This window comes from Mucilaginibacter sp. 320_HR (genome assembly GCF_059691875.1).
Genome location: NZ_JCAWAI010000005.1, coordinates 242,246 through 267,912, shown reverse-complemented (window position 1 = coordinate 267,912; position 25,667 = coordinate 242,246). Strand labels below are relative to the sequence as shown.

21 protein-coding genes are annotated in these 25,667 nt (G+C 43.6%); 6 read left to right on the top strand and 15 right to left on the bottom strand.

Features of this window, described 5'->3' with window-relative positions; genetic code table 11:
* Positions 1 to 72: 72 nt before the first annotated feature.
* The 7 genes from AC59GT_RS18500 to AC59GT_RS18470 form a co-directional block, all read right to left on the bottom strand.
* On the bottom strand, positions 73 to 1,374 hold the full coding sequence (locus tag AC59GT_RS18500) for a sensor histidine kinase (RefSeq protein ID WP_497239028.1): 1,302 nt from the start codon (positions 1,372 to 1,374) through the stop codon (positions 73 to 75).
* Positions 1,358 to 2,731, bottom strand: coding sequence for a sigma-54-dependent transcriptional regulator (locus AC59GT_RS18495; RefSeq protein ID WP_497239027.1), 1,374 nt, complete (start codon positions 2,729 to 2,731; stop codon positions 1,358 to 1,360). Before AC59GT_RS18495 ends, AC59GT_RS18500 begins: the two co-directional genes overlap by 17 nt.
* 16 nt (positions 2,732 to 2,747) lie before the next feature.
* Complete coding sequence (locus tag AC59GT_RS18490; protein ID WP_497239026.1) at positions 2,748 to 3,932, bottom strand: ABC transporter permease; 1,185 nt, start codon at positions 3,930 to 3,932, stop codon at positions 2,748 to 2,750.
* Between the two features lie 29 nt (positions 3,933 to 3,961).
* Positions 3,962 to 5,191 (bottom strand): ABC transporter permease, encoded by a 1,230-nt coding sequence (locus AC59GT_RS18485; RefSeq protein ID WP_497239025.1) that lies wholly within the window; start codon positions 5,189 to 5,191, stop codon positions 3,962 to 3,964.
* A 24-nt stretch (positions 5,192 to 5,215) separates the two neighbouring features.
* Complete coding sequence (locus AC59GT_RS18480; protein ID WP_497239024.1) at positions 5,216 to 5,881, bottom strand: ABC transporter ATP-binding protein; 666 nt, start codon at positions 5,879 to 5,881, stop codon at positions 5,216 to 5,218.
* A gap of 91 nt (positions 5,882 to 5,972) precedes the next feature.
* Positions 5,973 to 7,448 carry a TolC family protein gene (locus tag AC59GT_RS18475; RefSeq protein WP_497239023.1) on the bottom strand — a complete coding sequence of 492 codons (1,476 nt, stop codon included), beginning with the start codon at positions 7,446 to 7,448 and terminating at the stop codon, positions 5,973 to 5,975.
* Between the two features lie 5 nt (positions 7,449 to 7,453).
* Positions 7,454 to 8,701 (bottom strand): efflux RND transporter periplasmic adaptor subunit, encoded by a 1,248-nt coding sequence (locus AC59GT_RS18470; protein WP_497239022.1) that lies wholly within the window; start codon positions 8,699 to 8,701, stop codon positions 7,454 to 7,456.
* Between the two features lie 389 nt (positions 8,702 to 9,090).
* Between AC59GT_RS18470 and AC59GT_RS18465 the strand changes: the two genes are divergently transcribed.
* Entirely contained in the window at positions 9,091 to 10,467 is a 1,377-nt protein-coding gene (locus AC59GT_RS18465) for a PAS domain S-box protein (RefSeq protein WP_497239021.1), read from the top strand.
* 31 nt (positions 10,468 to 10,498) lie between these two features.
* On the opposite strand, the gene AC59GT_RS18460 is transcribed toward AC59GT_RS18465, so the two are convergent.
* From AC59GT_RS18460 to AC59GT_RS18430, 7 genes are all read right to left on the bottom strand, one after another.
* Positions 10,499 to 14,317 carry a two-component regulator propeller domain-containing protein gene (locus tag AC59GT_RS18460; protein WP_497239020.1) on the bottom strand — a complete coding sequence of 1,273 codons (3,819 nt, stop codon included), beginning with the start codon at positions 14,315 to 14,317 and terminating at the stop codon, positions 10,499 to 10,501.
* 329 nt (positions 14,318 to 14,646) lie between these two features.
* Positions 14,647 to 15,852: a PQQ-dependent sugar dehydrogenase gene (locus tag AC59GT_RS18455; protein WP_497239019.1), complete on the bottom strand. Its 1,206-nt coding sequence runs from the start codon at positions 15,850 to 15,852 to the stop codon at positions 14,647 to 14,649.
* A 111-nt stretch (positions 15,853 to 15,963) separates the two neighbouring features.
* Positions 15,964 to 16,794, bottom strand: a complete 831-nt coding sequence (locus tag AC59GT_RS18450) for a glutamate--tRNA ligase family protein (protein ID WP_497239018.1) — start codon at positions 16,792 to 16,794, stop codon at positions 15,964 to 15,966.
* A 24-nt stretch (positions 16,795 to 16,818) separates the two neighbouring features.
* Positions 16,819 to 17,391 carry a DUF4256 domain-containing protein gene (locus tag AC59GT_RS18445; RefSeq protein ID WP_497239017.1) on the bottom strand — a complete coding sequence of 191 codons (573 nt, stop codon included), beginning with the start codon at positions 17,389 to 17,391 and terminating at the stop codon, positions 16,819 to 16,821.
* Between the two features lie 8 nt (positions 17,392 to 17,399).
* Positions 17,400 to 17,783, bottom strand: a complete 384-nt coding sequence (locus AC59GT_RS18440; protein WP_497239016.1) for a DoxX family protein — start codon at positions 17,781 to 17,783, stop codon at positions 17,400 to 17,402.
* A 4-nt stretch (positions 17,784 to 17,787) separates the two neighbouring features.
* The gene (locus AC59GT_RS18435) at positions 17,788 to 18,252 is read right to left on the bottom strand and encodes an SRPBCC domain-containing protein (RefSeq protein WP_497239015.1); all 465 of its coding nucleotides are present in this window, start codon (positions 18,250 to 18,252) and stop codon (positions 17,788 to 17,790) included.
* Between the two features lie 7 nt (positions 18,253 to 18,259).
* Positions 18,260 to 18,583, bottom strand: a complete 324-nt coding sequence (locus tag AC59GT_RS18430; protein WP_117381142.1) for an ArsR/SmtB family transcription factor — start codon at positions 18,581 to 18,583, stop codon at positions 18,260 to 18,262.
* A gap of 151 nt (positions 18,584 to 18,734) precedes the next feature.
* On the opposite strand from AC59GT_RS18430, the gene AC59GT_RS18425 reads away from it, so the two are divergent.
* Together AC59GT_RS18425 and AC59GT_RS18420 are read left to right on the top strand one after the other, a co-directional pair.
* Positions 18,735 to 19,070, top strand: a complete 336-nt coding sequence (locus AC59GT_RS18425; protein ID WP_497239014.1) for a hypothetical protein — start codon at positions 18,735 to 18,737, stop codon at positions 19,068 to 19,070.
* Between the two features lie 39 nt (positions 19,071 to 19,109).
* Positions 19,110 to 20,354: a hypothetical protein gene (locus tag AC59GT_RS18420; protein WP_497239013.1), complete on the top strand. Its 1,245-nt coding sequence runs from the start codon at positions 19,110 to 19,112 to the stop codon at positions 20,352 to 20,354.
* A 75-nt stretch (positions 20,355 to 20,429) separates the two neighbouring features.
* Here AC59GT_RS18420 and AC59GT_RS18415 read toward each other — a convergent pair whose 3' ends face one another.
* A complete protein-coding gene (locus AC59GT_RS18415; RefSeq protein WP_497239012.1) occupies positions 20,430 to 21,218 on the bottom strand; it encodes a DUF4241 domain-containing protein in 789 nt (262 codons plus the stop codon).
* Positions 21,219 to 21,418: 200 nt separating this feature from the next.
* Here AC59GT_RS18415 and AC59GT_RS18410 point away from each other — a divergent pair, with 200 nt between their 5' ends.
* The 3 genes from AC59GT_RS18410 to AC59GT_RS18400 all read left to right on the top strand — a co-directional run bounded on the left by AC59GT_RS18410 (position 21,419) and on the right by AC59GT_RS18400 (position 25,645).
* Positions 21,419 to 21,706, top strand: coding sequence for a hypothetical protein (locus tag AC59GT_RS18410; protein WP_497239011.1), 288 nt, complete (start codon positions 21,419 to 21,421; stop codon positions 21,704 to 21,706).
* Positions 21,707 to 21,845: 139 nt separating this feature from the next.
* Positions 21,846 to 21,983, top strand: a complete 138-nt coding sequence (locus AC59GT_RS18405) for a hypothetical protein (RefSeq protein WP_497239010.1) — start codon at positions 21,846 to 21,848, stop codon at positions 21,981 to 21,983.
* A gap of 65 nt (positions 21,984 to 22,048) precedes the next feature.
* Positions 22,049 to 25,645 (top strand): BamA/TamA family outer membrane protein, encoded by a 3,597-nt coding sequence (locus AC59GT_RS18400; RefSeq protein WP_497239009.1) that lies wholly within the window; start codon positions 22,049 to 22,051, stop codon positions 25,643 to 25,645.
* The last annotated feature ends 22 nt before the right edge of the window (positions 25,646 to 25,667 follow it).

The following is a 25,667-nucleotide window of genomic DNA, read 5'->3' as shown; positions in this document are numbered from 1 at the left end:
GAACTTGGGAGTTTAAGAAATAAGCAGGCTAAAATTACGGATAGTTGACGTTTGACCCGAACTATCAGGTTGTTAATGATACGATATACTAAAAACCGTTTGCCTGTCTGCTATTGTCTTCAAAGAGAACTCATAACCATGGTTCAGCATAATTTCCCGCACGAGGGTCAGCCCTATACCCTGTCCGTCTCTCTTAGTACTAAAGAAAGGGGAAAAAAGCTGAACGCTTTCTTCCCCGGTAATCCCTTTACCTGTATCAGTAATAGTTAGCAACTGTTTCTTAGCATCTATGCTAAAGGTAACTGTGCCATTACTATTTACTGCCTCTATGGCGTTTTTAGTAATGTTAATTAGTGCCTGCTCCAGCTGTTGTACATCAGCATAAATTATAACGGCTTTAGATGTTGGTTCAAAAATGAGTCTTACATTATTTTCCTGGCCTTTTAACCGCATTAGTTCAATTACAGCTTTAACCAGTAATTGCAAATCTGTCTGTTTTTTGTTTGGAGGTGGCAGCTTTACCAAGTCGGCAAAATTGCGCATAAAGTGGTTCAGGTTTTGGTTACGGTCAAATGCTACCCGCAGTGCATTGTTGATTGCCCCGGCACTCTGATCTTGCCACAATGTATCTGCCCGTAGTGCAGATTGCAAAATTGAGTTAACCGGGCCGATGGTGTTGTTTACTTCGTGTGCCATCATACGTATCACTTTACCGTAAACATTCTTTTCGGCAGCAAGTATCTCTGTAGTAAGCTCTTCTATCATAATAAAGCCCCGCTGAAAACCACGATCAATAAAGTTGGAACGTTGCAATTTATAGGTGTTAATTCCATCGGGTTTTAGCGTAACGGACTCCCCGGCTTTTAATAAAGCCGCTTGTTGTATCAATGAATTATCAATGACTGATATATGCTCGCCAGTTAGCTGCTTTTCTTTAACGCCAAGCACCTGCGCCGCTTTAGGATTAAGCTGGTAAACACGATCGTCATGATCCAGAATTACAATACCTGTCGGCGAGGTATGAATCAGCTTCTCCAGAAAGAAGTGCTGTTCCTCCTGCCTTGTACGTTCGGTACGTAATTCATCTATCATCTGGTTATAAACATTTATGAGTTCGTCTACCTCGTGTTTACCTGTAGTTAAAAACTTAATATTAAAGTCCTTGTCTTTAATAGCTTCTATGCCCTGCAGCAGCATTTTTATAGGGCTTATAAGCTGCCGGTAAAGCTGTACGGAAATTATTATTGATGTTATTATAAATACCTCGGAAAAGATAAAGTAGATGCGGTTTTTGTCAAAAATATAGAATGACAGCAACAGCGCCAGCGCATGCAGAACAACAACAAATAAAATGTACTTAGTCCTCAGCTTCATCGTACGGTATCTCAAATTTATCAAGTCGCCGGTACAAAGCACTTCTTGTAAGGCCCAGCGCAGGTGCCGCTTTACTCACCCTGTTTTTGTGGAATGCCATAGCCCGCTTTATCATCTCAACTTCCATTTCCTCAAGCGTTATGGTGCCTACGCCTGGCCAGTGCGAATTACCTGTCTTTTGCGGCGATAGCTCCAGCTGCGAACGAAAGTCATCTATCTCCAGTACATTTTTTTTACTTACAAGAATAGACCGCTCTACCAGGTTTTTTAACTGACGTATGTTGCCGGGCAGCGGGAGTTGCTGCAACCACTTCATAGCACTTTTTGATACTGACAACTCAGGCCGGTTATATATTTGCTTCAGGTTATTAATAAAAAAGTCTACAAGTAACGGTATGTCCTTAGGCCGCTCACGTAGAGCTGGAAGGGTAACTGTTATCAGATTTATGCGATATAGCAGATCTTCCCTGAAAGTACCGCTGTTAGCCATGCCAGAAAGATTTTTGTTTGTGGCACATACAACCCGCACATCCACATTCTTGGTACGGCTACTGCCCAATACTTCATAAGTGCGGTCCTGCAATACCCGCAACAGTTTTACCTGGCTTCCAGGGTCAAGGTCACCTATCTCATCTAAAAATATTGTCCCTTTATTAGCCAGCTCGAAACGGCCTGCCCTGTCAAAACGGGCATCTGTAAAAGCACCGCGTACATGGCCAAACATCTCACTTTCAAACAAGGAAGTAGATATACCTCCTAAATTCACCTTTATAAATGGTTTGTTGCGGCGCAGGCTGTTCTGGTGAATGGCTTCCGCTATTAATTCCTTTCCGGTACCGCTTTCGCCCATTATCAGGATGGAGGCATCCGTGCCTGCCACCCTGCCGATAGTTTCCAATATTTCCAGCATTTTAGGGTCTTCCCCTATAATCTGCTGAAAATTGTACTCTTTATCTAATTGCCTGCGCGTGCGGTTAACCACCGTTTTTTCGCGCAAGCCAAGTAATGTTTTTACCGACTGTAGCAGGTGGCCGTTATCCCAGGGCTTGTTAATAAAATCATTAGCCCCCAACTTCATACCCTGCACTGCAAGGGCAATGCTACCCCACCCAGTTATTAATATAATTGGCACAACGGCATCAGCCTTGCGAATAGCTTGCAGCAGGTTCATACCTTCCTCGCCAGTGGTGCTGATTGAAAAATTCAGATCCAGCACGATGAGGTCAGGCGCATCTGCTTTAATGATACGTAAAGCAGATGCCGGCGCGTCAGCTCCGCTCACCTTATAACCTTCACTTTGCAGCAGAAGCTGCAGCGAGGTACGCACGGCATTGTCATCATCAATAACCAGTATCATGTTCCAAAGCTAATTTTTATTCTTCATGTAAAGCAACTGCCGGATAAATCGCCGCGGCTTGTTTGCCCGGATATAGCGAACAAACCAATACCAGCAGGTAAATAAATATGATAGCTAATAACATCGCACCCAGATAAACTCCCGCCGGCAGATCAAAAACATTAAGCAGCGGAAACTGTACTGCGAAGAAAGCGCCAATGATAAGTGACAAAGTTGCTAATATAAGTGCCTCGCCTACCAATTGGCCAGATACAGAACTACCCGGTGCTCCTATGGCCCTACGCAGCCCTATTTCTCCCCGACGCTTATTTATGTTATACCAAAGCACCCCGAATATGCCCAATGCCACATTGATGATAAGAAATGCTGCTACAATGGAGAGTATAATAAGGGGTACCAGCGTAATTTTGTTGTAAGCGGTAAGCTTGTTGTCCAGGTGCTCTATTTCGATGTTAGAATTTTTGAACGTGTTAGCCATCAGTTTGTAAAGCTTAGCTTCAAATGCCGCGTCGGTTCCAGGGCTTACTTTTACAAGTATTTTACCCATCCACTTGTAAGCGGCAGTATCGTGTCGGTTGTACATCCCGTAAGGTGCTTGCTGGTAATCGCCATCTGTTTTAATGTCATCTATCACACCAATTATCTTGCGCTTGTTCTTATCATCGTTATTGCCAAATGTTTTACCAATGGCGTCGGTATTGCCAAACAACTCTTCTTTAAGCTTTCTGTTGATGACAATAATATTGGCTTTGGATCCAGCATCTGCTTTACTGTACCAGCGCCCAGCTATCATTTTGGCGCCCATTACATTAATATAATTTTCGTCCATGAAGAAATTATTAACGTTATCTACCTTGTGGCCGTTGTTATCAATACCTGTACTCATGTGGTTATTTGCAAAGGGAATATTACCACTGGCATAGCCGGCATCAATTACCTGCGGCATTGATTTTATGTTTCGTAACAGGTTTTCATAAACCAGAACCACTGAGTCGGAGTTTTTGGTTTCAAGAGTATGGTTATAACTTATTGCCCAAACTTGCTTGTAGTTAAAGCCCATGGGCTTTGCGTAATTGTTATAAGAATTAAGGGCAAAGGTGAATACAGCGAAGATCACCAGGAACGAAAGTAATATCTCCACAATAAGCAGGGAGTTTTGCTTCTTTTTGTTCCATATCATTTTAAATAAATGCCTGAACATGATATCTTGATTTTAAGGTTGATAAATAATTAAGCTTTTAGCGCTGCAACGATGTTTAACTTAGACATGCGCCATGCCGGGTATACTCCCGACAATAAACCGAAGAACACGCAAGTAACAATTGCATAGCCCAAAACTGTGAAGTTTAAGCTGAGGTTAAGATTAGCTATAAATTTTGCGCTGTTAATAAAGTACATTACGACTAGGGACAGCACTATACCAATGATCCCTCCCAAGAAAGTTAGGATCAGATTCTCTACAATAAACTGGTAAACAAGCGTTTTTGATGATGCGCCGAATGCTTTGCGCACCCCTATCTCTGATGAACGCTCCATTATGCGTGTAATATTTACGTTCACTAGGTTTAGTGTTGGCAGCAGCATTACAAATAATGCAAAAAGGCTGATTGCAGTTAACGCATAGGTCATGCCCGACCGTTGCTCGTTACCGCTGCGTACATAACCTTCCAGGTAGCTATCGGCATGGCTGTAGATGTGATCCCATTCTTTGCCCGGAATTGGTAGCTTTGGTATTATAGCTTCATACTCCGTCTTCATTTTAGCTACATCTGCAGGCGTTTTCGCCAGTAATATTGCAGTAAAGTTCCCCATGTAACCTTTGTCGGCATCCAGCTTTGTCTTGTAAGTCGTGATAGGCAAATAGATGTCGGCATATAACAGGTACGATGTTATAGGTAAGCTTTTCACCACGCCGCATACGCGGTATTTAACATTATCAGCCTCAATGTACTTACCAACAGCAGACGCTCCACCGTCCCCGAAATACTCCCTCTTCATATCTTCCGAGATTACTGTAACGCGTTCGCCGTTTGTTACTTGTTGTCTGCTTATAGCCTTACCCTCGATAAAGTCGTAATCGAGAACTTCCCAAAAATCGGCGTTGGTATACTTGTAATTGATAACCACTTTCCGGTTATTCACGTAAGTGTTGGTTGAATTAAAACCTGATGATATGGCCACTTTCTCGGGTGTTTTCATTTTCCCAAGATAGTGGGTAAGAAAATAGTAGCTCAGTGCACTTGAGTTCATAGATTCTTTACCCCTGAGCTCAATTTTATTTACATAAAGAGACCGGTCGCGCTTTTTGTCGGGATAATTGTCGTTTACAACTTTGTCTATAAATGCGGTAAGTACCAACAATATAGTAAGCGTAAAGCTGATGCCGAACAAGCTAATAAACGTAAAAAACTTACGTCTTTTAAGTACCGCTATGGCTATTTTAAAGTAGTTTTTTAACATGATATTGTTTGTTTAGGTGATGAATTATTGAACTTGAGACCCATCAAACAACCTCATTAAGCGATGCGTTTTCTGGGCCATGTTTTCGTCGTGCGTTACCATTACAATGGTGGTACCATCATTGCGGTTAAGCTGCAAAAGGATGTCCATTATCTCGTTGCCCATGGCGCTGTCCAGGTTACCTGTAGGCTCATCCGCCAGGATGATCTCCGGTCTGCCCACTATTGCCCTGGCAATAGCTACACGCTGCCTTTGCCCGCCGGAAAGCTGTTTAGGGAAGTGCTTTATGCGATTGCCTAAACCAACCTTTTCCAATGCTTCATTTGCCAGGGCTCTTCGCTGTTTGGTGGTAGTATCCCTGTATAACAGCGGCAGTTCCACGTTATCCAGCACCTGCAGATCATTTATTAGGTGATAGCTTTGGAAAATAAATCCAAGCTTTTGGTTGCGGAACTTTGCCAGCTCCTTGTCCTTCATATTAATGGTCGACTGGTCATCTATGCGGATGCTACCTTTAGACGGTGCGTCAAGCAGCCCCATTATATTCAGCAGTGTGCTCTTCCCGCAGCCCGATGGGCCCATAATGGATAAAAATTCACCTTTTTCTATTTCCAGGTTTATGCCATTCAGCGCCAGGGTTTGTATAGTATCCGTGCGGTATACTTTCTCGATGTTTTGTAGTTGTATCATAGTAATTGTGATTTTATTAAGTTAATGATTATTGATGTTCAATTTGTCGTATTATTTTAAACTGAGTCTTGATTCTTACATCCTGTGTCCGTTAGTCGAGTCTTTCTTCATACCTTATCTTTCGGTTCTTTTCAAAATCGTAGAGGCTTAGGTATCTTAATTGGTAGTAAGCGCCCCAGAAATCTCTTAATGCGGCGATGTAGTCGCGCTTGGCCTGATCATTTTCTGCGAACGCGATGCTCAAATCCGTAATACTTAAGTCGCCGAGTACGTAGCGTTCCCGTGCTATCTGGTATTTCTCCGATGCAATGCTGTCTGCCCTGGCGGTAAACACCAATTGATCTTTCATCATATTAAAAAGTGTTACCTGCGTTACTATTTGCTGCTTAAAGGTTTGCTTATCCTGCTCTACGGCATATTCTGTGAACTGCTCATTTGCTTCGGCCGTTTTGGTGCGCGATTTCGATCTGCCCCAATCCAATACAGGTATAGTAAATTGCAATTGCAATAATTGCTGGTTTTGTGGCGAGCGATACACATCGCCTATGGTTGGCGCACTTTTAGAGTAGCCCAGGTTAGCTGTAAGCGTAGCAATCAACCCGCTTTGCCCTTTAGCTTTCGCCACATCTCTTTTTGCCTCTGCAATACGGCGTACAAAGGCTATTGCGTCACTTCTGTTAGCAAATGCTTCCTCCAACACCTTATCTGCCGATACATTCATCTCTATGGTTGATGGCGGCAACTCGAGTGCGATCTTATCATCTCCTTCTGCACCTGTGTATGTACGCAGGTTTAAGGTGGCAATCTCCATATCGCGTTTGGCTGTACCTACGGCTTTTTGCGCGTTAAGCTGCTCCAGTTGCAATTGCAATATTTCATTTTTAGATATCTTCCCGAGGTCAAACTTCACCTTTGCTATTTTTAAAATCTTCTCAGTGTTAGTGAAGTTGGTTTCTGCTATTTGCAGGTTTACCTGGGCAAGCAGCAGATCAAAAAAGTAGCTTGCCACGGTTACCGAAATTTGCTCTTGCGACTCTATGTAAGCCTGCCTGCTCTCGTTGTACTTTAACGGTTCTATTCGTTTGTCCCAACGTAGCGCATTATACTGGAACAATGGTTGGCTGTAGCCTATAGCATAAGGTACACCATTGTACAAGGTGTTCTTGCGGTCAAAATCATAGAAGCGCTGCATTTGTGTGGTTCCATAAATGGTACCACCTGTAGCAGTAATGCTCTGGCTGAAATCCAACTGAAGTGACGAGTTATCGTTATGTATAGGCTGGAACAAAATAGTACCATCTGGCTGCAACACTTGCTGATAGGTTTTACTATAGCCAGGCAAGGTGCCAGTTAATGATAACTGTGGCTGATAGTTGCTTTTAAAAGTGCGCCACTGCCAGTACTTGTTTTCGCGCTGTGTAACGGCTTGTTTAGCTGCGATGGAGTTCTTTTTAGCCATCTCCACCACCTGTTGCAGGCTCAGCCTAAGGGTGTCGCCGCCTGGCGCGGCAACAACCACTTTGCTGACACACATGATTATAATTATGATGAGGTACAAGTATTTCATGTCAATTAGTTCTTGATAGTGATTTCTTTTGCGTTTTTGTATTGGCTCATGTCTGATGTGATCACTACATCACCCGGCTGTATGCCTTTGGTGATCTCTACATAATCAAAGTTGCCCAACCCAATGTGAACCGACCTGCGCACCGCTTTGTCACCATTAATTACAAACACGTCCTGATCTGCAGGGCCTTTAAAGGCCGGGCCGTTTGTTACCCGAACTGTTTTAGCACGCATATCGGTTACGAGGAAAACGTCCACTTTCATGTTAGGGCGAAGTTGTTTATTGTCGCGGTCGTCTAACTGTACATCAAAGCTTACTGTGCTATTTTGTACGGATGGCTGTACGTTAACCACGTGCCCTTTCAACTGGCTTTCATTAAAGCGTACAATCACCGGCATACCGGCCCTTAACTGGTCAAGGTAACTATCAGCAAGGCTGCCATTCACCTTAAAGCTGCCAAGATCTGCAATACGGGCAAGTGCGTCGCCTTCGTGCACGCTAGCGCCAATGTTCTTATTTACATAGGTCACCACACCGCCGCGGGTAGCCACAATATTGGCAAGCTGCAGTTTACGCTGCAGTTCGCGTAAATCATTCTGTTGTATAGCAAGCGCGATCTCAGCTTCCTTTATTTCAATTTGCATCGTTTGCTGCTTGCTTTTTATTTCGTTCTCCAGCTGTTTTTTTTCCAGCTGCGCCACTTTCAAGTTCAGTTCGGCCTGTTCTATACCCTCGCGTGTACCGCCGCCGGCTTTATAAAGACGCTTGGCATTCTCTACAGCGTCGGCGAGGTTACTGATACGTAGTTGTTTAATGTCGTTATTGCTGCGGATGTCGTAAAAGCTTTTGTTAAGGTCGAGTTTAAGTTTGCTGATCTCGTTCCGTTTGCTTTGCAGCTGAAAGTTGAGCTTGTCGTAATCCGTTTGAGCCGCGCTTTTATCCAGCGTTAATATGGATTGGCCAGCGTTAACCTTATTGCCGGCATCTAGTACAACGTTCTTTATTGATGCATTAATTGGGCTGGTAAGTATCTCTTCAAACTCGGGCAATACTTCACCCGTGGCGTTAAGGGTATTTTCTACGCTTCCAGTTTCAGCCTTTGCAGTTGTAAAATCATTACGGCTGATGCTCGAGCCAAGTAATACCCTAAGCAGCCAAACGGCAATCACTAAAGCGGCTATAGCTCCTACCCCTATAAATATTCCCTTTTTACGTTTTCGGGCGGTTACTTCCTGTTCTATTATCTGATCCATTGTTGTGATATAGTATGCAAGGGGGTTTGCAAGCGTTATACCAAACTTAATTATCTAACTATCATCTATTTATGTAAATTTAGCAACGTCTTTTTGTCCGATATCGGACAAACATTTTCATTTGCGAAACAGATTAGTTATTTGCAGCGTACGATATGCTAAATGAATAACCTTGCCAGAAGGGCAAGCGCGAATGTATTTCAACCAAAAAGATTTATTTTTAATTAAAAGTATCCTTACTTTACAACCAATTTTAGAGCCGATACGTTTAAGCATCTACATCTAAAGCCCTATAAACGGCTAAAGGAGCATTTTTAAAGAGCGGTCACTCGAGCTTTCGGTTAAGCTACTATTTACATTTACTGCGCTGAGCATTATTTTTTAGAACTGTGGTATTTAAACGAAATGGATTTTTTACACGCGATAACTTCCTTTGGCGGAGTTATAAATTGTTTGTACAGCGCGCTATAGTATCTAATGCTGCGGGGCGTAGCAAAGATGTTGCGTTCTGGCAGATAAATCTTTTTAAAAATGTAATGATCTACTCGCTGCCACTAAGCGCCATAGCTTTAGTGCCCAGTGTAGTTACGCTCTACAACGATGGACGTATTTTTCTTGCTTGTGCTGCCATTTTTACATTGTTGTCTATTGGACTCGTATCCCTTAATAAAAAGATAAACCTCGGTGTTAAAAAAGCCTATGTAGTTGTAATGTTATATGTACTGGCCATAACGCTAACGGCTACACTAGGAGCATTTGGCATTGGTTGCGTTTACATATTGGCACTTAGCGTATTCATCGCCCTCCTTTTTCCCAGAAATGTTGCTTATGCTTCTATAGTCGTAAACTTTGTAATTTACGCCTGCTTCACGGCCATTATTTACTTTAAATTGTTTAATTCGCCGCTAATAAGCCATTATACAATGCCTTATTGGGTAACTTATTCTTTAAACTTCCTGTTTCTTGATGTAGCCGTAATTGTACAAATACGTTATTTAACTAACGGGCTAAGGGGCACTATAGAGAAGAAAGCAAAACTGTTAAAGGAGTTGCGTGCAGAGATCACCGAAAAAATTATCCGAAACGATGTGCTAAAAGAGTCTGAGCAGCATTACTATATGCTCTTTTCTCTTAATCCTTCACCTATGTGGATTTATGACGTGGAAACGCTTCGTTTTTTGCAGGTGAACAACGCAGCGATAGATTATTACGGCTACACGGAAGACGAGTTCCTGAACATGACCATTAAGGATATCAGGCCCAAGGCAGTGTTGCCGGATCTGCTTGATACTTTACAGCACAATCAAACTGTAAAAACCTGGCATATGACCACCCAGCACCAAGACAAGAACGGCAACACTTTTCACGTGGAGGTAAGGTGCAGCACAATACCGTTTAAAGGCAGGGAAGCAAGGCTTGTGATAGCGCAAAATATTACAGAGCAAATAAACCATACACAAGCCATCGAACGTCAGAATACTAAACTAAAGGAGATCGCCTTTATACAGTCTCACCTCGTACGTGCTCCGCTCGCCCGCATCATAGGGTTATCAACCGTGATCAGACAGAATCTTGATGAACCGGTTGATCAGCAAATACTCGGCTTTTTGGATACGTCAGTGAATGAGTTAGATCAGATCATCAGGAGTGTGGTAAACAATAGTCAGGAGATATTCCCCGAAGACAGCCTTATCGGGCAAGTTAACAACAAAGCGGGAGTTGAGACGAGCGATAACGATCCACTGCCGCAAATACAATCGGCATGACACGACAGTGAGCCAACCCGCTCAGAATACCTTATTGATGTGGTAAAACAGAAGAGCCATCTACGCCTACCTTACCGGCAAATGCTTTCTTTAAGTGTACTAATAAGTCGGCAAACCCTATTGGCTTAGATATAAAGTAATTCATTCCCGCGTTTAAACAGTTCACTTTATCTTCAGGCATAGCACTTGCAGTCATCGCTATAATAATAGGTTGATGCATCTGCTCGCGGCGTATAGCTCTTGTCGCTTCTAAACCATCCATCTCTGGCATTTGTACATCCATTAACACCAGGTCGAAATCACTAGCTGCTGCAGCATACACTGCCTCGTGCCCATTACTTACAATTACAGGTTGATAGCCAAATTTGCTCAGAACTTGTTTTATCACTTTCTGATTGATCACATTATCTTCTGCAACTAAGATGTTTAACGGGTATGCTAAGGCAAACTCCGGCGTGATCGTTTCCGCAGGCTGTTGAGTAGGTGTGGGATGATGCTCGGCAAGCGATAATTTGTTCACCTTACAACGCATACTGAATGTTACTACAGTACCCTTGTTAACTTCACTTTTAATATTCATGGATCCACCTAAAAGGCTAACCAGTCGCTCACATATAACCAATCCCAACCCTGTGCCGCCGTATCGGCGTGTAATAGATGAATCTCCCTGGGAAAATGGCTTAAACAGCTTGGCTAACCTGTCTGATGAAATACCAATTCCTGTGTCTTCAACATCAAACACAACTCTTACTTCACCATCTGCTTTAGCCAATAGTTTTGCTCTTAAAGTTACTGCTCCTTCCTTGGTGAACTTAATAGCATTACCAACAAGATTTATTAACACCTGCTTCAATCGAAGCCTGTCGCTGATTAGTGTTGGCGGTATGGCCGTATCTATATCAAATCGCAAAGCAATACCCTTCTTCTCAGCTTGGTTTGCAAGCAGTTTGATCACCTCTTCTATACATTGCTTAAGATGGAACTCGTGCATGTCAAGCATCATCTGCCCCGACTCTATTTTAGAAAAGTCAAGAATATCGTTGATAACATTTATAAGGCTTTCACCACTGATCCTAATGGTTTCGGCGTACTCCCGCTGTTCTGCATCCAGATTTGTTTGACAAAGTAAAGACGCCATGCCCATAACGCCGTTCATTGGCGTACGAATTTCATGGCTCATGGTCGCCAGGAAAATGCTTTTTGCCTTATTGGCGCGTTCAGCTTCCTTACGCGCTTCAAGTTCCTGTTCTCGCTGCTGCATCAGTTCTTCCGACTGTGCTTGTAACTCCTCATTTATTGCGGTGAGTTCCTCAGACTGGTCCTGTAATTCATCAGCCTGTTTTTTTATCTCCAGCGTACGTTGCGCAACTAATTGCTCAAGTTCCCGCTTTTTATGCCGAACATCATTTAACCTGTACCTGTAAAAGGCGTACAATAAACCTAATATAAACACAGCAGCTGCTATACGGAACCACCACGTCATCCAAAACGGTGCTACTATCACAATGGTTACGGTAGCTGGTATGTCGTTCCAAACACCATCGCTATTAGCGGCTTTTACTTCAAATGTATAAGTGCCCGGGTCAAGGTTTGTGTAAGTTGCTTTTCTTTGCTGACCTACATAACTCCAGTTATCATTAAACCCGCGCAAACGATAGGCATATTTACCCAGTTCAGGCAGCGTGTAGTTTAAGGCGGTAAATTCAATCGTGAAGACAGATTGTTTATAATCGAGTTTAAAAGCCTGTGATTTGCCATCTTGCCCAAGCAAAAGTTCTTTTGAACCAGGTAGAATGCTTCGATCAAATATTTGAAAACCACTTATGATTATCCCCGGTTGCCGCGCATTTACCGGCAAATGGTTTGGATCAATTATGTTAAAACCGTTTAGCCCTCCAAAAAGCAAGTCCCCGTCGGGCTCGACCAAGCCGGCAGAGGGGCTAAACTCGGGACCTTGTAAACCGTTATGCAGAGCAAAATGCCGTATACTGCCATCTTTTGGATTCAGCCTGACCAAACCCTCTGTTGTGCTTATCCATAAAAAATTCTTGCTATCCTGCTGTATAGCACAAATAAGAGAATACGAGCTGCCATCGCGAAATTGGAAGCCGGTAATCTTATGCGTTTTTCTATTAAAATGGTTAAGACCTCCACCTAAAGTACCAATCCACAGGTTATGTTCACTATCTTCTAATACGCTTGATATCGTATTATTGGTAAGCCCGGAATTATAACCTTTAAAATGTTCAAACGAATTGGTTTCGGGAACATACCTGTTTAAACCATCAAAAGTTCCTATCCAGATGTCTTTTTGTGAATCCTGATAAATCACCCGCACATCATCGTTGCTCAGCGAATGCACAGTATCAGCCTTGTTGTAGCGAAATCGTTTTGTAACGCGGTTGTTTTGAATGATGTTAATTCCGCCTTCGTCTAACCCAGCCCAAAGCTCGCCTTTGTCAGACATCATTAAGGCAAATACCGATACGTTGCTGACCTGATTGGGCAATTTACCCGGTCCGAAATGAGCAATACGTTTGTCTTTTCCTGCAAGCAGATCCAAACCATCGCCGTAAGTACCTACCCACACCTGGCCTTTACTATCTTTCACCATAGACAGCACCTTACTTGCTGTAACGTGTGCGTCGTCGTGACTTACCTTGCCTGTTGATTTATTAAAATAATTGAGCCCTCCGCCGTCGGTACCTACCCATAGTTCGTTACCCATTTCCAAAAACGATAGCACGTGATTATTGGTAAGTTCGTCGGAACCGTTCTTTTGGTTTAAAATATGCCGGAACAGAGATATATTATTATCAAACCTTACTACGCCGGTTTCAAATGTGGCTACCCACAGGATGTTGTCGCTTTCAAGAACATCATTTATAGAGTTGATGCGGTTATTGATCTTATTATAACTATGATCAAAAACGCCTGTACTTCTATCTAACAACTCCAGGCCGCCTTCGGTACATACCCACATTTTGTTACCGGAGGTGAGTTTTAACCGGAAAACTGAATTGTCAACAATGCTTTCGGGCGATCCATTTTTTTGATAGTGAGTAAATTCTCCGGTATGTTTATCCAACTTGTCCAGCCCAAACCCTAGCGTACCTACCCACACATCGTTGCCTGAAACAGCTATGGTATGTGTCTTATCATCAATTAAGCTGGTTGGGTGTCCGGCCTTATGGTTGTAGCTTTTATAGCTGCCCGTCTTTGTGTCAAATCGGAGCAATCCACCTTCTGTGGCAAGCCACAGTTGCCCTCCGGTATCTTCAGCTATTGAAAATAAGTGATGGTTCGGTATATAGTCTTTACGTCGTTCATGCAAAAACCGCTTAAAACGTTTGGTTTTTGGGTCGAATAAGTTTAAGCCCGAATAGGTGGCTATCCACAACTTGCCACTTTTATCTTGCATTACAGCGGTTACATCATCATTTGACAGAGTTGTTTTGTCGTTCTCGTTAGCACTATAGTTAACAAAACTGTCCGTGGCGGGGTTGTAAAGGCTCAATCCACCGCCAGTACCTACCCATAGGTTACCAGCCCTATCCTGATATATAGTACTAATGTTATTTGATCGAAGGGAAGTTTTATCAGCAGGGTTATGCCGGTACGATCTAACGCTGTAGCCATCAAATTTATCCAGGCCGTCATCTGTGGCAAACCACATGTAGCCCAGTTTATCCTTTAAAATTGACTTTACGTTGCTGTGAGATAATCCGTCGTTAGTGGTTAGGTATAACGGCGCGGCATTCTGGTACTGTGCATTTGCTTCAGAAATGATAAGTACAGAAAAGAAAACTAATAAAAATGCCTTTACCAACTGAAGAAATATCCTGCTCATTATAAAATTAATAACACCACTATACCAGGTAAAGGCAACTCCAAAACATATATGGAAAAGGCAAAAAATATATAGCTGGCTAAATTGCAACTTGGTTAGGAGCGTTTTACGCTCACTGGTTCATAAAGTTACATATATCTATATTAAGAATGATTATGGATTACTAAGAGCTATTAAGCATGGAAATAGAAGTTGCGCAACTCACCGATTTGCTTATGGCAACGTTTTATTAGTGTTGATTCTTTGATGTTGACCAGAGCCGCTCCTGTGAATTACACTTAAACAAAAAAGGCTGCCTTTGGCAGCCTTTTACAAATACCACAACTTATTTATTTGCTTATTCGGTACAATTTACCACTATCTGTTACACCATAAAGTGCACCATCTTTGCCGGTGTTTAGCGCACGCCAGCGTTCTCCTTTATCTTTCAGGAGACGTTCTTCGCCAACTACCTTATCATTTTTTATAATAAGACGCGCTATGTGCGAGCCGCCAAGGCCCCCTACAAACAGGTTGCCTTTCCATTCAGGAATTACATTGCCCGTGTAAAAAGTGATGCCTGCCGGCGATATGCTGGGATCCCAGTAATAAACAGGCTGGGTAACGCCTTCTTTTTGCTGAATGCCTTCGCCTACCTTGCTGCCGCTGTACTCGATACCATAAGTGACAACCGGCCAGCCATAATTGTTGCCAGCGCGGATAATGTTGATTTCATCGCCGCCACGTGGGCCAAATTCTGCTTCCCATAGTTCGCCCGTAGCAGGGTTCCAGGTCATCCCTTCCGGGTTACGGAAGCCGTATGCAAATATCTCTGGCAAAGCACCGGCTTTACCTGCAAAGGGCCCTCCTACAACGGCTTTCCCTTCTTTGGTGATGTGTATTACCTTGCCAATTGAAGCACCCAGATCCTGCGCTTTCATGCGGATGTCGTTACCTGAACGCTCGCCTGTGCTTACAAACAAGTTGCCTTTCTTATCAAATAATATACGCGATCCGTATTGCAGCGTGCCTTTGTAAGCTGGCGTAGCACGATAAATCACCTGGATGTTAGTTATGTTGCTTTCATCTGCCGAAAGTTTCCCTTTGGCTACAGCAAGCGTATAACCATCACTACCAGACTCGGCATAATCCCAGAAAATCATGCGGTTAGATGCAAAGCCCGGATCAATATTTACATCAAGCAAGCCGCCCTGCCCCTGTGCAACTACGTCGGGTAGATTGGTGATCTTCTTATCAACTTGGCCGTTGGCCTTAAGGATTAGCATGCTGCCACCCTTTTGAGTTACCAGGAAACGACCGTCCGGCAGTACACAAAGTCCCCAGGGTTGTTTCAGATCAGAATTAATGATTGTTGCTTTGTATACCGCTTTGGTTTTCACACCCGGCGCCCGGGTTTGACCGGGAAATGCAGGCTTGTAATCGCTGTTTGGCGCGCTGGTTTCTACAGGAGCCCCCGTTTGAGCGTTAGCAGTATATGCCCCGGCTAGCAAAGCCGCAGCAAGGAGCAAAGTCTTTTTATACACAGGTAGTTTCATGGAATATGTTTATCAAAATCAATGGTACGCTAAATTAAGCTTAGTTTTTTTAAAGCAGGTACGCAACAGGGTAAAAAGACAGTTACAACGGCAATTGTTTTAACTGGTTGGCTAAGCATTATGGATATCACCTATTAAGCTGTAAATCTCATCAGCGGTCATTCCGTTTCTTCGCAGGAACTGTATAGAAGTATCTCCCGCCGATTTTGAAAGCTTTTGCCCATTTGGCGCCAGTTTGAGTGAGTGGTGATGAAAACGAACCTGTTCAAACTCCCGCAACCCCAATATGCGGGCAAGATAAAGTTGTGCAAGGGTACTATCCCACAGATCGGCACCGCGAACGATGAGGTCGATGCCAAAATGCACATCATCTGCAAGAGAGGCAAGCTGATAAGCGGGAAAGCCGTCTTTTTTGCGTACTACAAAGTATTGCATTGCGCTAGGCAGCATAGCTTCCTTATATGTGCCATCAGGTGAAAATACATGTAAAGCTTCTTCTTTGGAGGTATCCAGCCGCCAGGTTACACCTGGTGAATCCAGCGGGATATTTTTGTGGCGGCACGTACCAGGGTAAATACCTGACGGACTAGCGGCAAGCACCTGCGCACGCGAACACGTACAGGCAAACACAGCCTTCCGGTCCTGCAATTTAGCCAGCATCCCTCGATAACTATCCATGTGGTATATCTGCGAATACTGCTCCTGGTACTCAGTCATATTACGCGGGCCTTCGTCCCATTCTATTCCCAGGAAATTGAGCGTATCAAAAACATCCTGAACATATAAGGGGTTAACCCTTTCACGGTCGAGGTCATCTATGCGCAGGAGTACCTTAGCACCATACATCCTGGCAATTGACGCGGTAAGCGCAAATGAATACGCATTGCCCAAATGCAGGTACCCGCTTGGCGTAGGCGCTATACGAGTCTTTTGGAATTGCATTGGTGGATTATTACCCATACACAATTACACTTTCAGCAAACCCCTGAATGCTCTTGCTGCGTAATAAGACTCGGCACCGTTATGGTACACAAATACAGTGTTGTACCTGCGGTCACAAAACAAGGCGCCACCCAGTTGACGTATATCGGCGGGTGTTCTAATCCAGCTGGATGTTTTGGTATCGAAGTTCCCCAGCGTTTGCAGGTGACGGTATTGCTCTTCGGTCAATAGTTCAACACCCATCTCTGCCGCCAGGTCAATAGCGCTGTTAGCAGGTTTGTGTTCTTTTCGCGACTCCAGCGCTGCTCTATCATAACAAATGCTTCTGCGGCCTTTAGGACTTTCGGCAGCACAATCGCAAAAGAGGTATTCGCCTGTACCTTCATCGTAACCAATTACATCAGGTTCCCCGCCGGTTGCTTCCATTTCATCCAGCGACCATAGCTTGCCTGCATTGTTCGCAAGCTTGTTGTACACGCTTGCCCATTCAATGTTTTGATGCCTACTCATGTTGCGCTCGAACCGTGATTTTAAGACCCCAAGCAGCTCCTGGCATTGCTCAGGAGAAAGCTTATTGGTATTGTTTACCTCGCTCATATTTTAAGTTATTGATGTGCTAAAAGTAACCTTCTTTCGGCAGGCCTGAAATACCACGACACTGCAGTAAGCACCAACAGCAGCGCCGGTCCAAAATAATCCTTTATTTCGCCTCCGGCCACGATATGAGATACCAGGGCACCAGACATTGCAAAGAAGAAGCCCGCATATGCCCATTCCTTTAGGAGTGGAAACCTGGGAACCAATATAGCCGCTACACCTATTACTTTCCATACCCCTAACAAGGTAAGCAAGTAGGCCGGGTAGCCCAACTGTATTATGCGGTCCATCTCTGTTTTCGATCTCATGAGTTGTACAACACCGGTAGACAGCATCCCTAAAGCCAGCCAGCAGGTAGCTATCCAGTAGATGATCTTGTTTCTTTTTGACATGGTTTTAAGCTAAATTGGTAAACGCGTTTTGTAACCTGTTATGCGCCATATTGATGCCTTGCGCAAATGGCAGCGACAGCACCTGGTCACGCTGCGCTACCGATTCATAAACTACGTGCATGGTAAGCTTGCTTTTGTCTGCAGAGAGGCCTTCAAATCCCAGCAACTCTAATTGGATGCCGTATGGCGTGTTCTCCATCTCAAATGTGCGGCTAATTTTGTGATTGGGTGTAAACTCGTGTATCACGCCGTTGAAACCATGTCTATTGCCCCTTGGGTCTGTTGTTTCAAACTGGTAACTGCCGTGCTTTCTGCTTTCCAGCTTAAGCACCTTAGTGCCCATCCATTGCTCAACAATAGCTGCTTCTGCATAGGCCTTAAACAGCAACTCTACAGGCAAATCAAACTCCCTTGTAATAAACAGATCCTGCTTGCCATCCTCGGCGTGCACTTTTGTTTTTTGTTCCATGTTGGTTTTATTTTGCTGGTTTATAGTTCTTCATTATGGCCTCAAGCTTATTAAACCTGTCATCCCACATTTGGCGAAACGGCTCTATAAAGTCTGCTACCTCTTTCATCTTCTTTGCATTTATATGGTAGTGCACCTCCCTCCCGCTTTGCTTTTGCTGCAGCAGCTCGCATTCGGTAAGTATTTGCAGATGTTTGGAAACTGTTGGCCTCGCTGTATCAAAGTTGGCGGCTATTGCTCCCGCGGTTAACGATTGCGATGCAACTAACAGCAGTATAGCCCGCCTGGTTGGGTCGGCCAAAGCCTGGAAAACATCACGGCGTAAATTCATATATGTAGCTATTTAACTACAAATATAAGCGTAGCTATTTAACTACATAATTATTTCTCCGATTTATTTTCACAAAACACTTTGAAATACAAAGCCGATATGTAACTTTGTAATACAAAGTACTTTAAAAGTAACATTCAATATAATTGCCATGACACAAGGAAACATTTTAGCATCACCCATCCGCCCATCCGCATTGGTCAAAAGGATGCTTATTGGTGCAGGTATAGGGCTGGTTCTTATCGGCTTATTCTTATCAGGCGTTAATCACCCTAACCCTGCCTGGCCAAAGTATTGGATGGCAAGGCCGCTTATCATCGTTCCGCTGGCAGGTGCCACAGGCGGTGCTATCAGCTACTTTTTAGATGGCCTGCGCCTGCAGGGTGGCTGGAAGACGTTTGCAGCCATAACGCTAAGCATTGTTATATACCTAATTGGCTTATTCATGGGCACTGTCCTCGGCTTGGACGGCACCTTATGGAATTAATATACAGTAGTTAACACCAACATCACTAAGCTCAAAACAATGAAAGAGGAAATACGCAGTCATATCAACGATGCAGCCCAACTTGAGCGACTGTACCGCGGTAATAAAACAGCGTTTAAACGCGATTTCAGCAGTTTGTACCCCGAAGTAAAGGACCAACCGCTAACAGTTTTCTGGAATGAGCGGCTCAATTATCAGTCTGACGAGATAAGTTGGGGATCAAAGAGCGAACTAACGCTGGTGATCATCGCTTCGCTAGTAGCCGGCTTTATAGCAAAGATGCCGGCCATCTTCGGCATTGATGAAAATTACTTTTATCCAAGGAACATCGGCTTTATTGTTTTCCCATTATTAACCGCCTATTTCGCCTGGAAGAACAAACTGCCTGCAGGTAAAATTGCTATAGCTGCGGGTGCAACATTAACAAGCCTGCTGTTCATCAACCTGCTGCCGCGTAACGATAGAAGCGACACGCTCATCCTCTCCTGTATTCATCTTGGCTTGTTTTTATGGTGCGTACTCGGCTTCACCTTTTCAGGAGGAACGGGTAATACTTTGATAGAACGCCTGTCATTCTTAAAGTACAACGGCGACCTGGTAGTCATGACAACGCTCATCCTTATAGCAGGCGGCATCATGTCGGGCATCACTATAGGCTTGTTTTCATTAATAGGCTTTCATATCGAGGAGTTTTATTCTAAAAACATAGTGGTATTTGGCGTTGCTGCCGCACCTATTATTGGCACCTATCTTACACAAACCAACCCGCAACTCGTGGGCAAAGTGTCACCGGTTATCGCAAAGCTGTTTAGTCCGCTGGTAGCGGTAATGCTGGTGGTCTATCTGGTAGCCATTGTACGCTCCGGTAAAGACCCGTATAGCAACCGCGAGTTCCTGCTCATTTTTAACGCGCTGTTGGTTGGTGTTATGGCCATCATCTTTTTTTCTGTTGCAGAAACAGCACGTACGACAAAAAGACGTGCCGAAATTTACATCCTTTTTGCCCTTGCCATATTAACCATTATAGTAAATGGCGTAGCACTGTCGGCCATTGTGTTTCGTATTTCCCAATGGGGGTTTACACCTAACAGGGCAGCCGTTTTAGGCGGCAACATCATTATCCTGGTTAATCTGCTGCTGGTAGCCTGGCAACTATTCAGGGTGGTAAGGAAAAATGCAGAAATCTTGGCAGTTGGCCAAACAATATCGCGCTACCTGCCGGTCGACTTAGCATGGACTATTATTGTTACCTTTCTGTTCCCGTTTGTATTTGGTTTTAAGTAAATTATAAGTTTAGTTAGTAGTGTGAAGCGCCGGCTGCCGATGGGTGGTTGGTGCTTTTTTTGTTATCAACGTTTGTCACTTACTTAGTGGCAAAACAAGAAAATCGATAATTAAAGACACAATTTCGTTATTCTCAGTCATTCCCCAATAAGCAGGGTAACTCCCATCCCCATAACCCGACCGGAACATGGTTATATTTAAATCAGAGTTAGGAACTCTCATATTAATCCAATCGCCGTCATCTCCCGGTTTTTTTGCGTGCTTTTTAAACTCAGCCTCTAGGTAATCAATATAGATGTTACCTTTAGGATGTTGCTGCTGAAATTGTTTTACAAATTTGCCATACGCTAAACCCGTCTTATAATCAAAAAATGCTGCGAGGCCCGCATCTACAGGAAAGCCAAAGTAGTCATCCGAATTTTTTAGTTCAGATGTATTTTCTCCGTCGTGAAGAGCAAGCACCCATTTAGCCGCTTTTTTATGACTGAACTGTAACTTTGCGATAGCATACCTGTCCCCTGATTCTTTCGTTTCTGCAACGTATATTTTTACAGGATAGACCCCTGGTTTAACAGTTTTGTTAAAAGGTTTAAGGTTTACTGCAACAAGTGGGTCGCATGCAACTATTTTTCCAGTTGGTATATTCAAGTCTCCAATTTCAAGAAGCTTTATAGGTGTTTCTTTAACTATCTTGTTTTCAAAAACTTGATTATAATCTACGGGGGACAAAATCTCTTGTTGAACGATTTTCTTTTTGACAGTATCTGTTGCATAGTTGCCGTTAGGTCGACTTTTATCAAATTGCGGGTTATTACAAGCGCAAGTCACAAAGGGTATTAATGTAATAAGATATATAGGTTTCATTGGATAGTATTGTAAACAAATGTATTTATATCAAACCTAAAATCCTTTATATTAGTAAAGGTTAGGTGAATACGTTCTGTTTAAAGCTAATTGGTCAAGCTTTTTTCCTGAGCTTATTTAGCTTAGCAGCCAGTAAATATATATTGCTACTTATACCTATCCGAAGGTAGTCACCTTACAGTTAATTATTATCGACACGCATGAATACCCTAACAGATTTTAAAGCATCACTAAATTCAGATAAACCGGCCGGATCGCTTCCGGCTCATTTAAAAAGCCTTTGGTATGATGCCAAAGGTGACTGGGACAAAGCGCATGCGCAGGTTGATCATCTTAATGACCAATCTTCGGCCTGGGTGCATGCTTATTTACACCGTAAAGAAGGAGATACCTGGAACGCCGATTACTGGTACAAAAAGGCAGGTAAAAGCCGCCCAGATTTGTCGCTGCAAGAAGAGTGGGAGAATTTAGTGTCGCACTTCCTTTGATAAAGAATATGCTATTTATTAAACATCACTGAAACACCAGGTTTCGCTAATTTTTAAGAAAGCTGCAGATGCGGTGTTTACAAATTCTATAGAGGATTTTTATCATTAAGAAAAGTGTGGTTTTTGCAGATTTTGGATCATGAAAAAGGACTCGAGGGATGCTGAGATCAGGTATAATAATTATTGCCGCTACTTTTCAGGCCCGCAAATATCGGCATTATTATACACCAAAGTGGTGACAGAACTTTGTCAGCAATCACAACGTAAACAGGCGTAAAAACATAATAAACAGTAAGTTGTTCAGTAGGTTTTCGGCGCACTTATTTACTGTCACAATTCTTAATGAGAAAACTTTTACTAGTCCTTACACTGCTCTATCCCAGCTTGTTAATGGCACAAACCGGCATCCGCAACCGTGTAATACTTATTGGTGACGCCGGCGAGATAGACCCGCAGCAAAGCTTTGTGCTCACCAACGCTGCGTCGCGCATCATAAAAGACAGAACTACAGTAGTTTATCTTGGCGATAACATCTATCCAACGGGTATGGGCCTACCCGGCAGCAAGGAGGAAGAGGGTACTAAAAACATCCTCAAAGCGCAGTTTACACCCATGCGCAAGGCGGGAGCCCCTGTATACTTCATTCCCGGCAACCACGATTGGGACCGAATGGGACCTTTGGGCATGGCTAAAGTAAAGAGACAGTGGGAGTTCCTGACCGAACAGAAGGACTCCTTGCTGAAGTCGGTACCCCGCAACGGTTGCCCGGACCCTACGGAGATCAACATCTCTAAAGACTTGGTAATGATTGCTTTTGACTCGGAATGGTGGCTTTACCTGTACAATAAAGACAACCCACTTGCCGACTGCGATTGCCAAACCAACGATGAGATTATCTACCGTTTTCGTGAACTTCTTTATAAGAACCGCAATAAAGTAATCCTGCTGGCAGACCACCACCCTTTTCGCTCTTACGGTCATCACGGCGGTACGTATGTATTTAAGGATTACCTGTTTCCGCTTACATCGGTGAATCAAAAGCTGTACATACCTTTTCCGCTTATTGGTGCCTTGTACCCTCTATTGCGCGGCACGTTTGATAACCCCGAGGATAACGGCCACCCTTTATACCGCACAATGATGGCCATGATCGACGGTGTATTTGCATCTGAGCCAAATGTGATCAGGGTTTCCGGTCACGAACATGGATTACAATTTATCAAGGATGGTTCTTATTACCAAGTAGTTAGCGGATCTGGCGCTAAGCGGGCTGTCACCATAAAAGGAAAAAATTCATTATACGGAGCAGCTATCGGGGGCTATGTTACGGTGGACCAGTTGGAAGATAAAAGCGTAAAGTTTACCTATTATGCCAACACTGTAGATAGTACAATCGCTGAAGTATTTACCTACACTAAGCCTTACGTTAAGGTAGAAATACCATTAAGTAAGCCTGACAAAGTTGTTGTCGGCGACAGCATAACGGTAAGCGCTAACAACGAGTTCGCCCGAAGGAACGAGCTACACAGGGTAATGTTTGGCAAAAACTACCACAGCGAGTGGACCGCTAAAACAACTGTGCCTGTAATACGGGTTAGCAAGTATAAAGGCGGGCTTACCCCCGTAGAGTTTGGCGGCGCGCACCAAAAGCAAGCACTTGTTCTTAAGGACGCAGCTGGTAAAACGTACATAATGAGCAGTATAGAAAAATACCCTTTAGTACTACTCCCGCAGGCACTTAGTCAAACCTTTGCAAAATCATGGCTTAAAGATGCTATGTCTGCACAGCACCCTTACGGTGCGCTCATTTCACCGGTTATAGCACAGGCAGTCAACTTAAGGCACACTAATCCGATTATTGGGTATGTTGCTCCTGATAGCAAATTAGGCTATTACGAGTCACAATTTTCCAGAAAGCTGGTGCTTTTAGAAGACCGAGAGCCCGGTGACAGCTCCCTCAACACAGGGAATATGATTGCAGAACTAAACAAAAGCAACAATAACCGTCTGGATACTGTAGAATACCTGAAAACCAGATTGCTGGACTGGTTTCTGGGCGACTGGGACCAGCAACCTGAAAAATTGCGCTGGCTGGCCAGTAAGCGCGGCGAAAACACCTATTATTCCGCTATTCCAATTGACCGTGCTGAAGCTTTTTACGTGAACCAGGGCGTTATTCCCAACCTTGCGGCAAAGCAGTATGTTGCAAGGTATTTAAAGGGCTATAACGCCTCTGTTAGGTCAGTAAACGACTTTTTTTACAATTCCAATGACTTTAATACCCGCTTCCTGAGCCAGTTAGATCAAAAGAAATGGCTGGAGATCACGAGGAATTTTAAAGATTCTCTTACAGATGCAGTTCTGGAAAACTCACTTCGTCGTTTGCCGCAGGCTATTTACAAGCTCAGTCACGATCGTTTACTAAAGGAGATGAAACAGCGCCGCGCCACTCTGCTTGAAGCATCAGAAAAGTATTACACCTTCCTCAGCAAAAAGGTAGATATAAAAGCCACTGACATAAGCGAACTGTTTGTTATAAAAGATACACTCGACAACAAGTTGCTGATACGTGTCAATAAGCTGCCGATAACTAAAGAAAGAAGTACGGTTTACTTCCGGGTTTTTGATCCTGCAACAACTGATGAGGTGCGCGTGTACACTGGAAAAGGTAATGACAGCCTATTCGTAAATAACACCAAATCACCGATAAAACTTCGTATAATAGGTGGAAGCGGCCACCGGGTGTACAACTTTATGAATACCACGCCAAAGGTGCGTGTCTACGAGAAAACTACATCCGCCACTTTCCTTGGAAACTTTGCAAACATTAAACGAAAGCTGTCAGACGATTCGTCAAACGTTGCGTATGTACCAACAAACAGGTACCACACTGTAATTCCGCTATTAAGTACCGGATATGACCTTGATCAGGGCTTTTACGCAGATGCCGGGTTGAAATACCTTCACCAGGGATTTCGCAAAAATCCTTCAAGCACTACTGAATTAATGGTTGGTCATTCCTTTGGGTATAATTCAACACGCATCAAATTTCTATCCGAAATCAACGCCGGGTTGAACAATCTGGATAAGCAGTTTAAATTAGAAGCTTATCTGCCTAACAGCATTAATTTCTTTGGAAGAGGTAACAAGACCGGGTTTGATAAAGACTATGGTATAGATTATTACCGGGACAGGTTCAATTACTTCACGGGAGAAGCAACACTGCGGTGGCAGAACGCCGCGAACACAGAAAGTGTGCAATATGGTGTAGCTGCTCAATACTATCATTTTTTACAAAACTCGTCACCCGGCTTTATTAACAACACACCGCTTATTAATAGTTATGATAGTACCAGTTACCGGGATAGCAAGTTCCACGCAGGGTTAACTGTTACCTATAGTGACGATAAACGTAATCGAAAGATACTTACCAGCTGGGGTGTTTACGTACATTCTAATCTGCGGGCTTTTGCCGGCTTTGGCAATGCGGCTAAGCCGTATGTGCAATGGCTTACTGAGGCAACGCTTTATAAAAGCGTAGATGTAAATTCCAATTTCGTCATTACAGAAAAGGCCGGAGCTGGTGTCACATTTGGTAAAACAGCTTTTTACCAATCTGTTTTCCTGGGTGGCGAGAACAGTTTAATGGGTTATCGTGAAAATCGCTTTGCAGGCGAACAAATGCTGTACAATAACCTGGAAGCACGATATCGCCTCAACAGCTTTTTATCGTATATACTCCCGGGACAGTATGGATTAACGGCACGCTACGATGTAGGGCGTGTTTGGGACCGAAGCGAACACAGTAACGCTGTTTGGCATAACGGTTTTGGCGTCGGTGCCTATTTTTCCCCATCAGACATGGCTCTGCTTCAGCTAAAGGCAGGCTACTCTAAAGAGGGCTGGTACCCATACGTCAACTTTAAGCTAACGTTCTGAAAAAGAACATTTATAACCAACA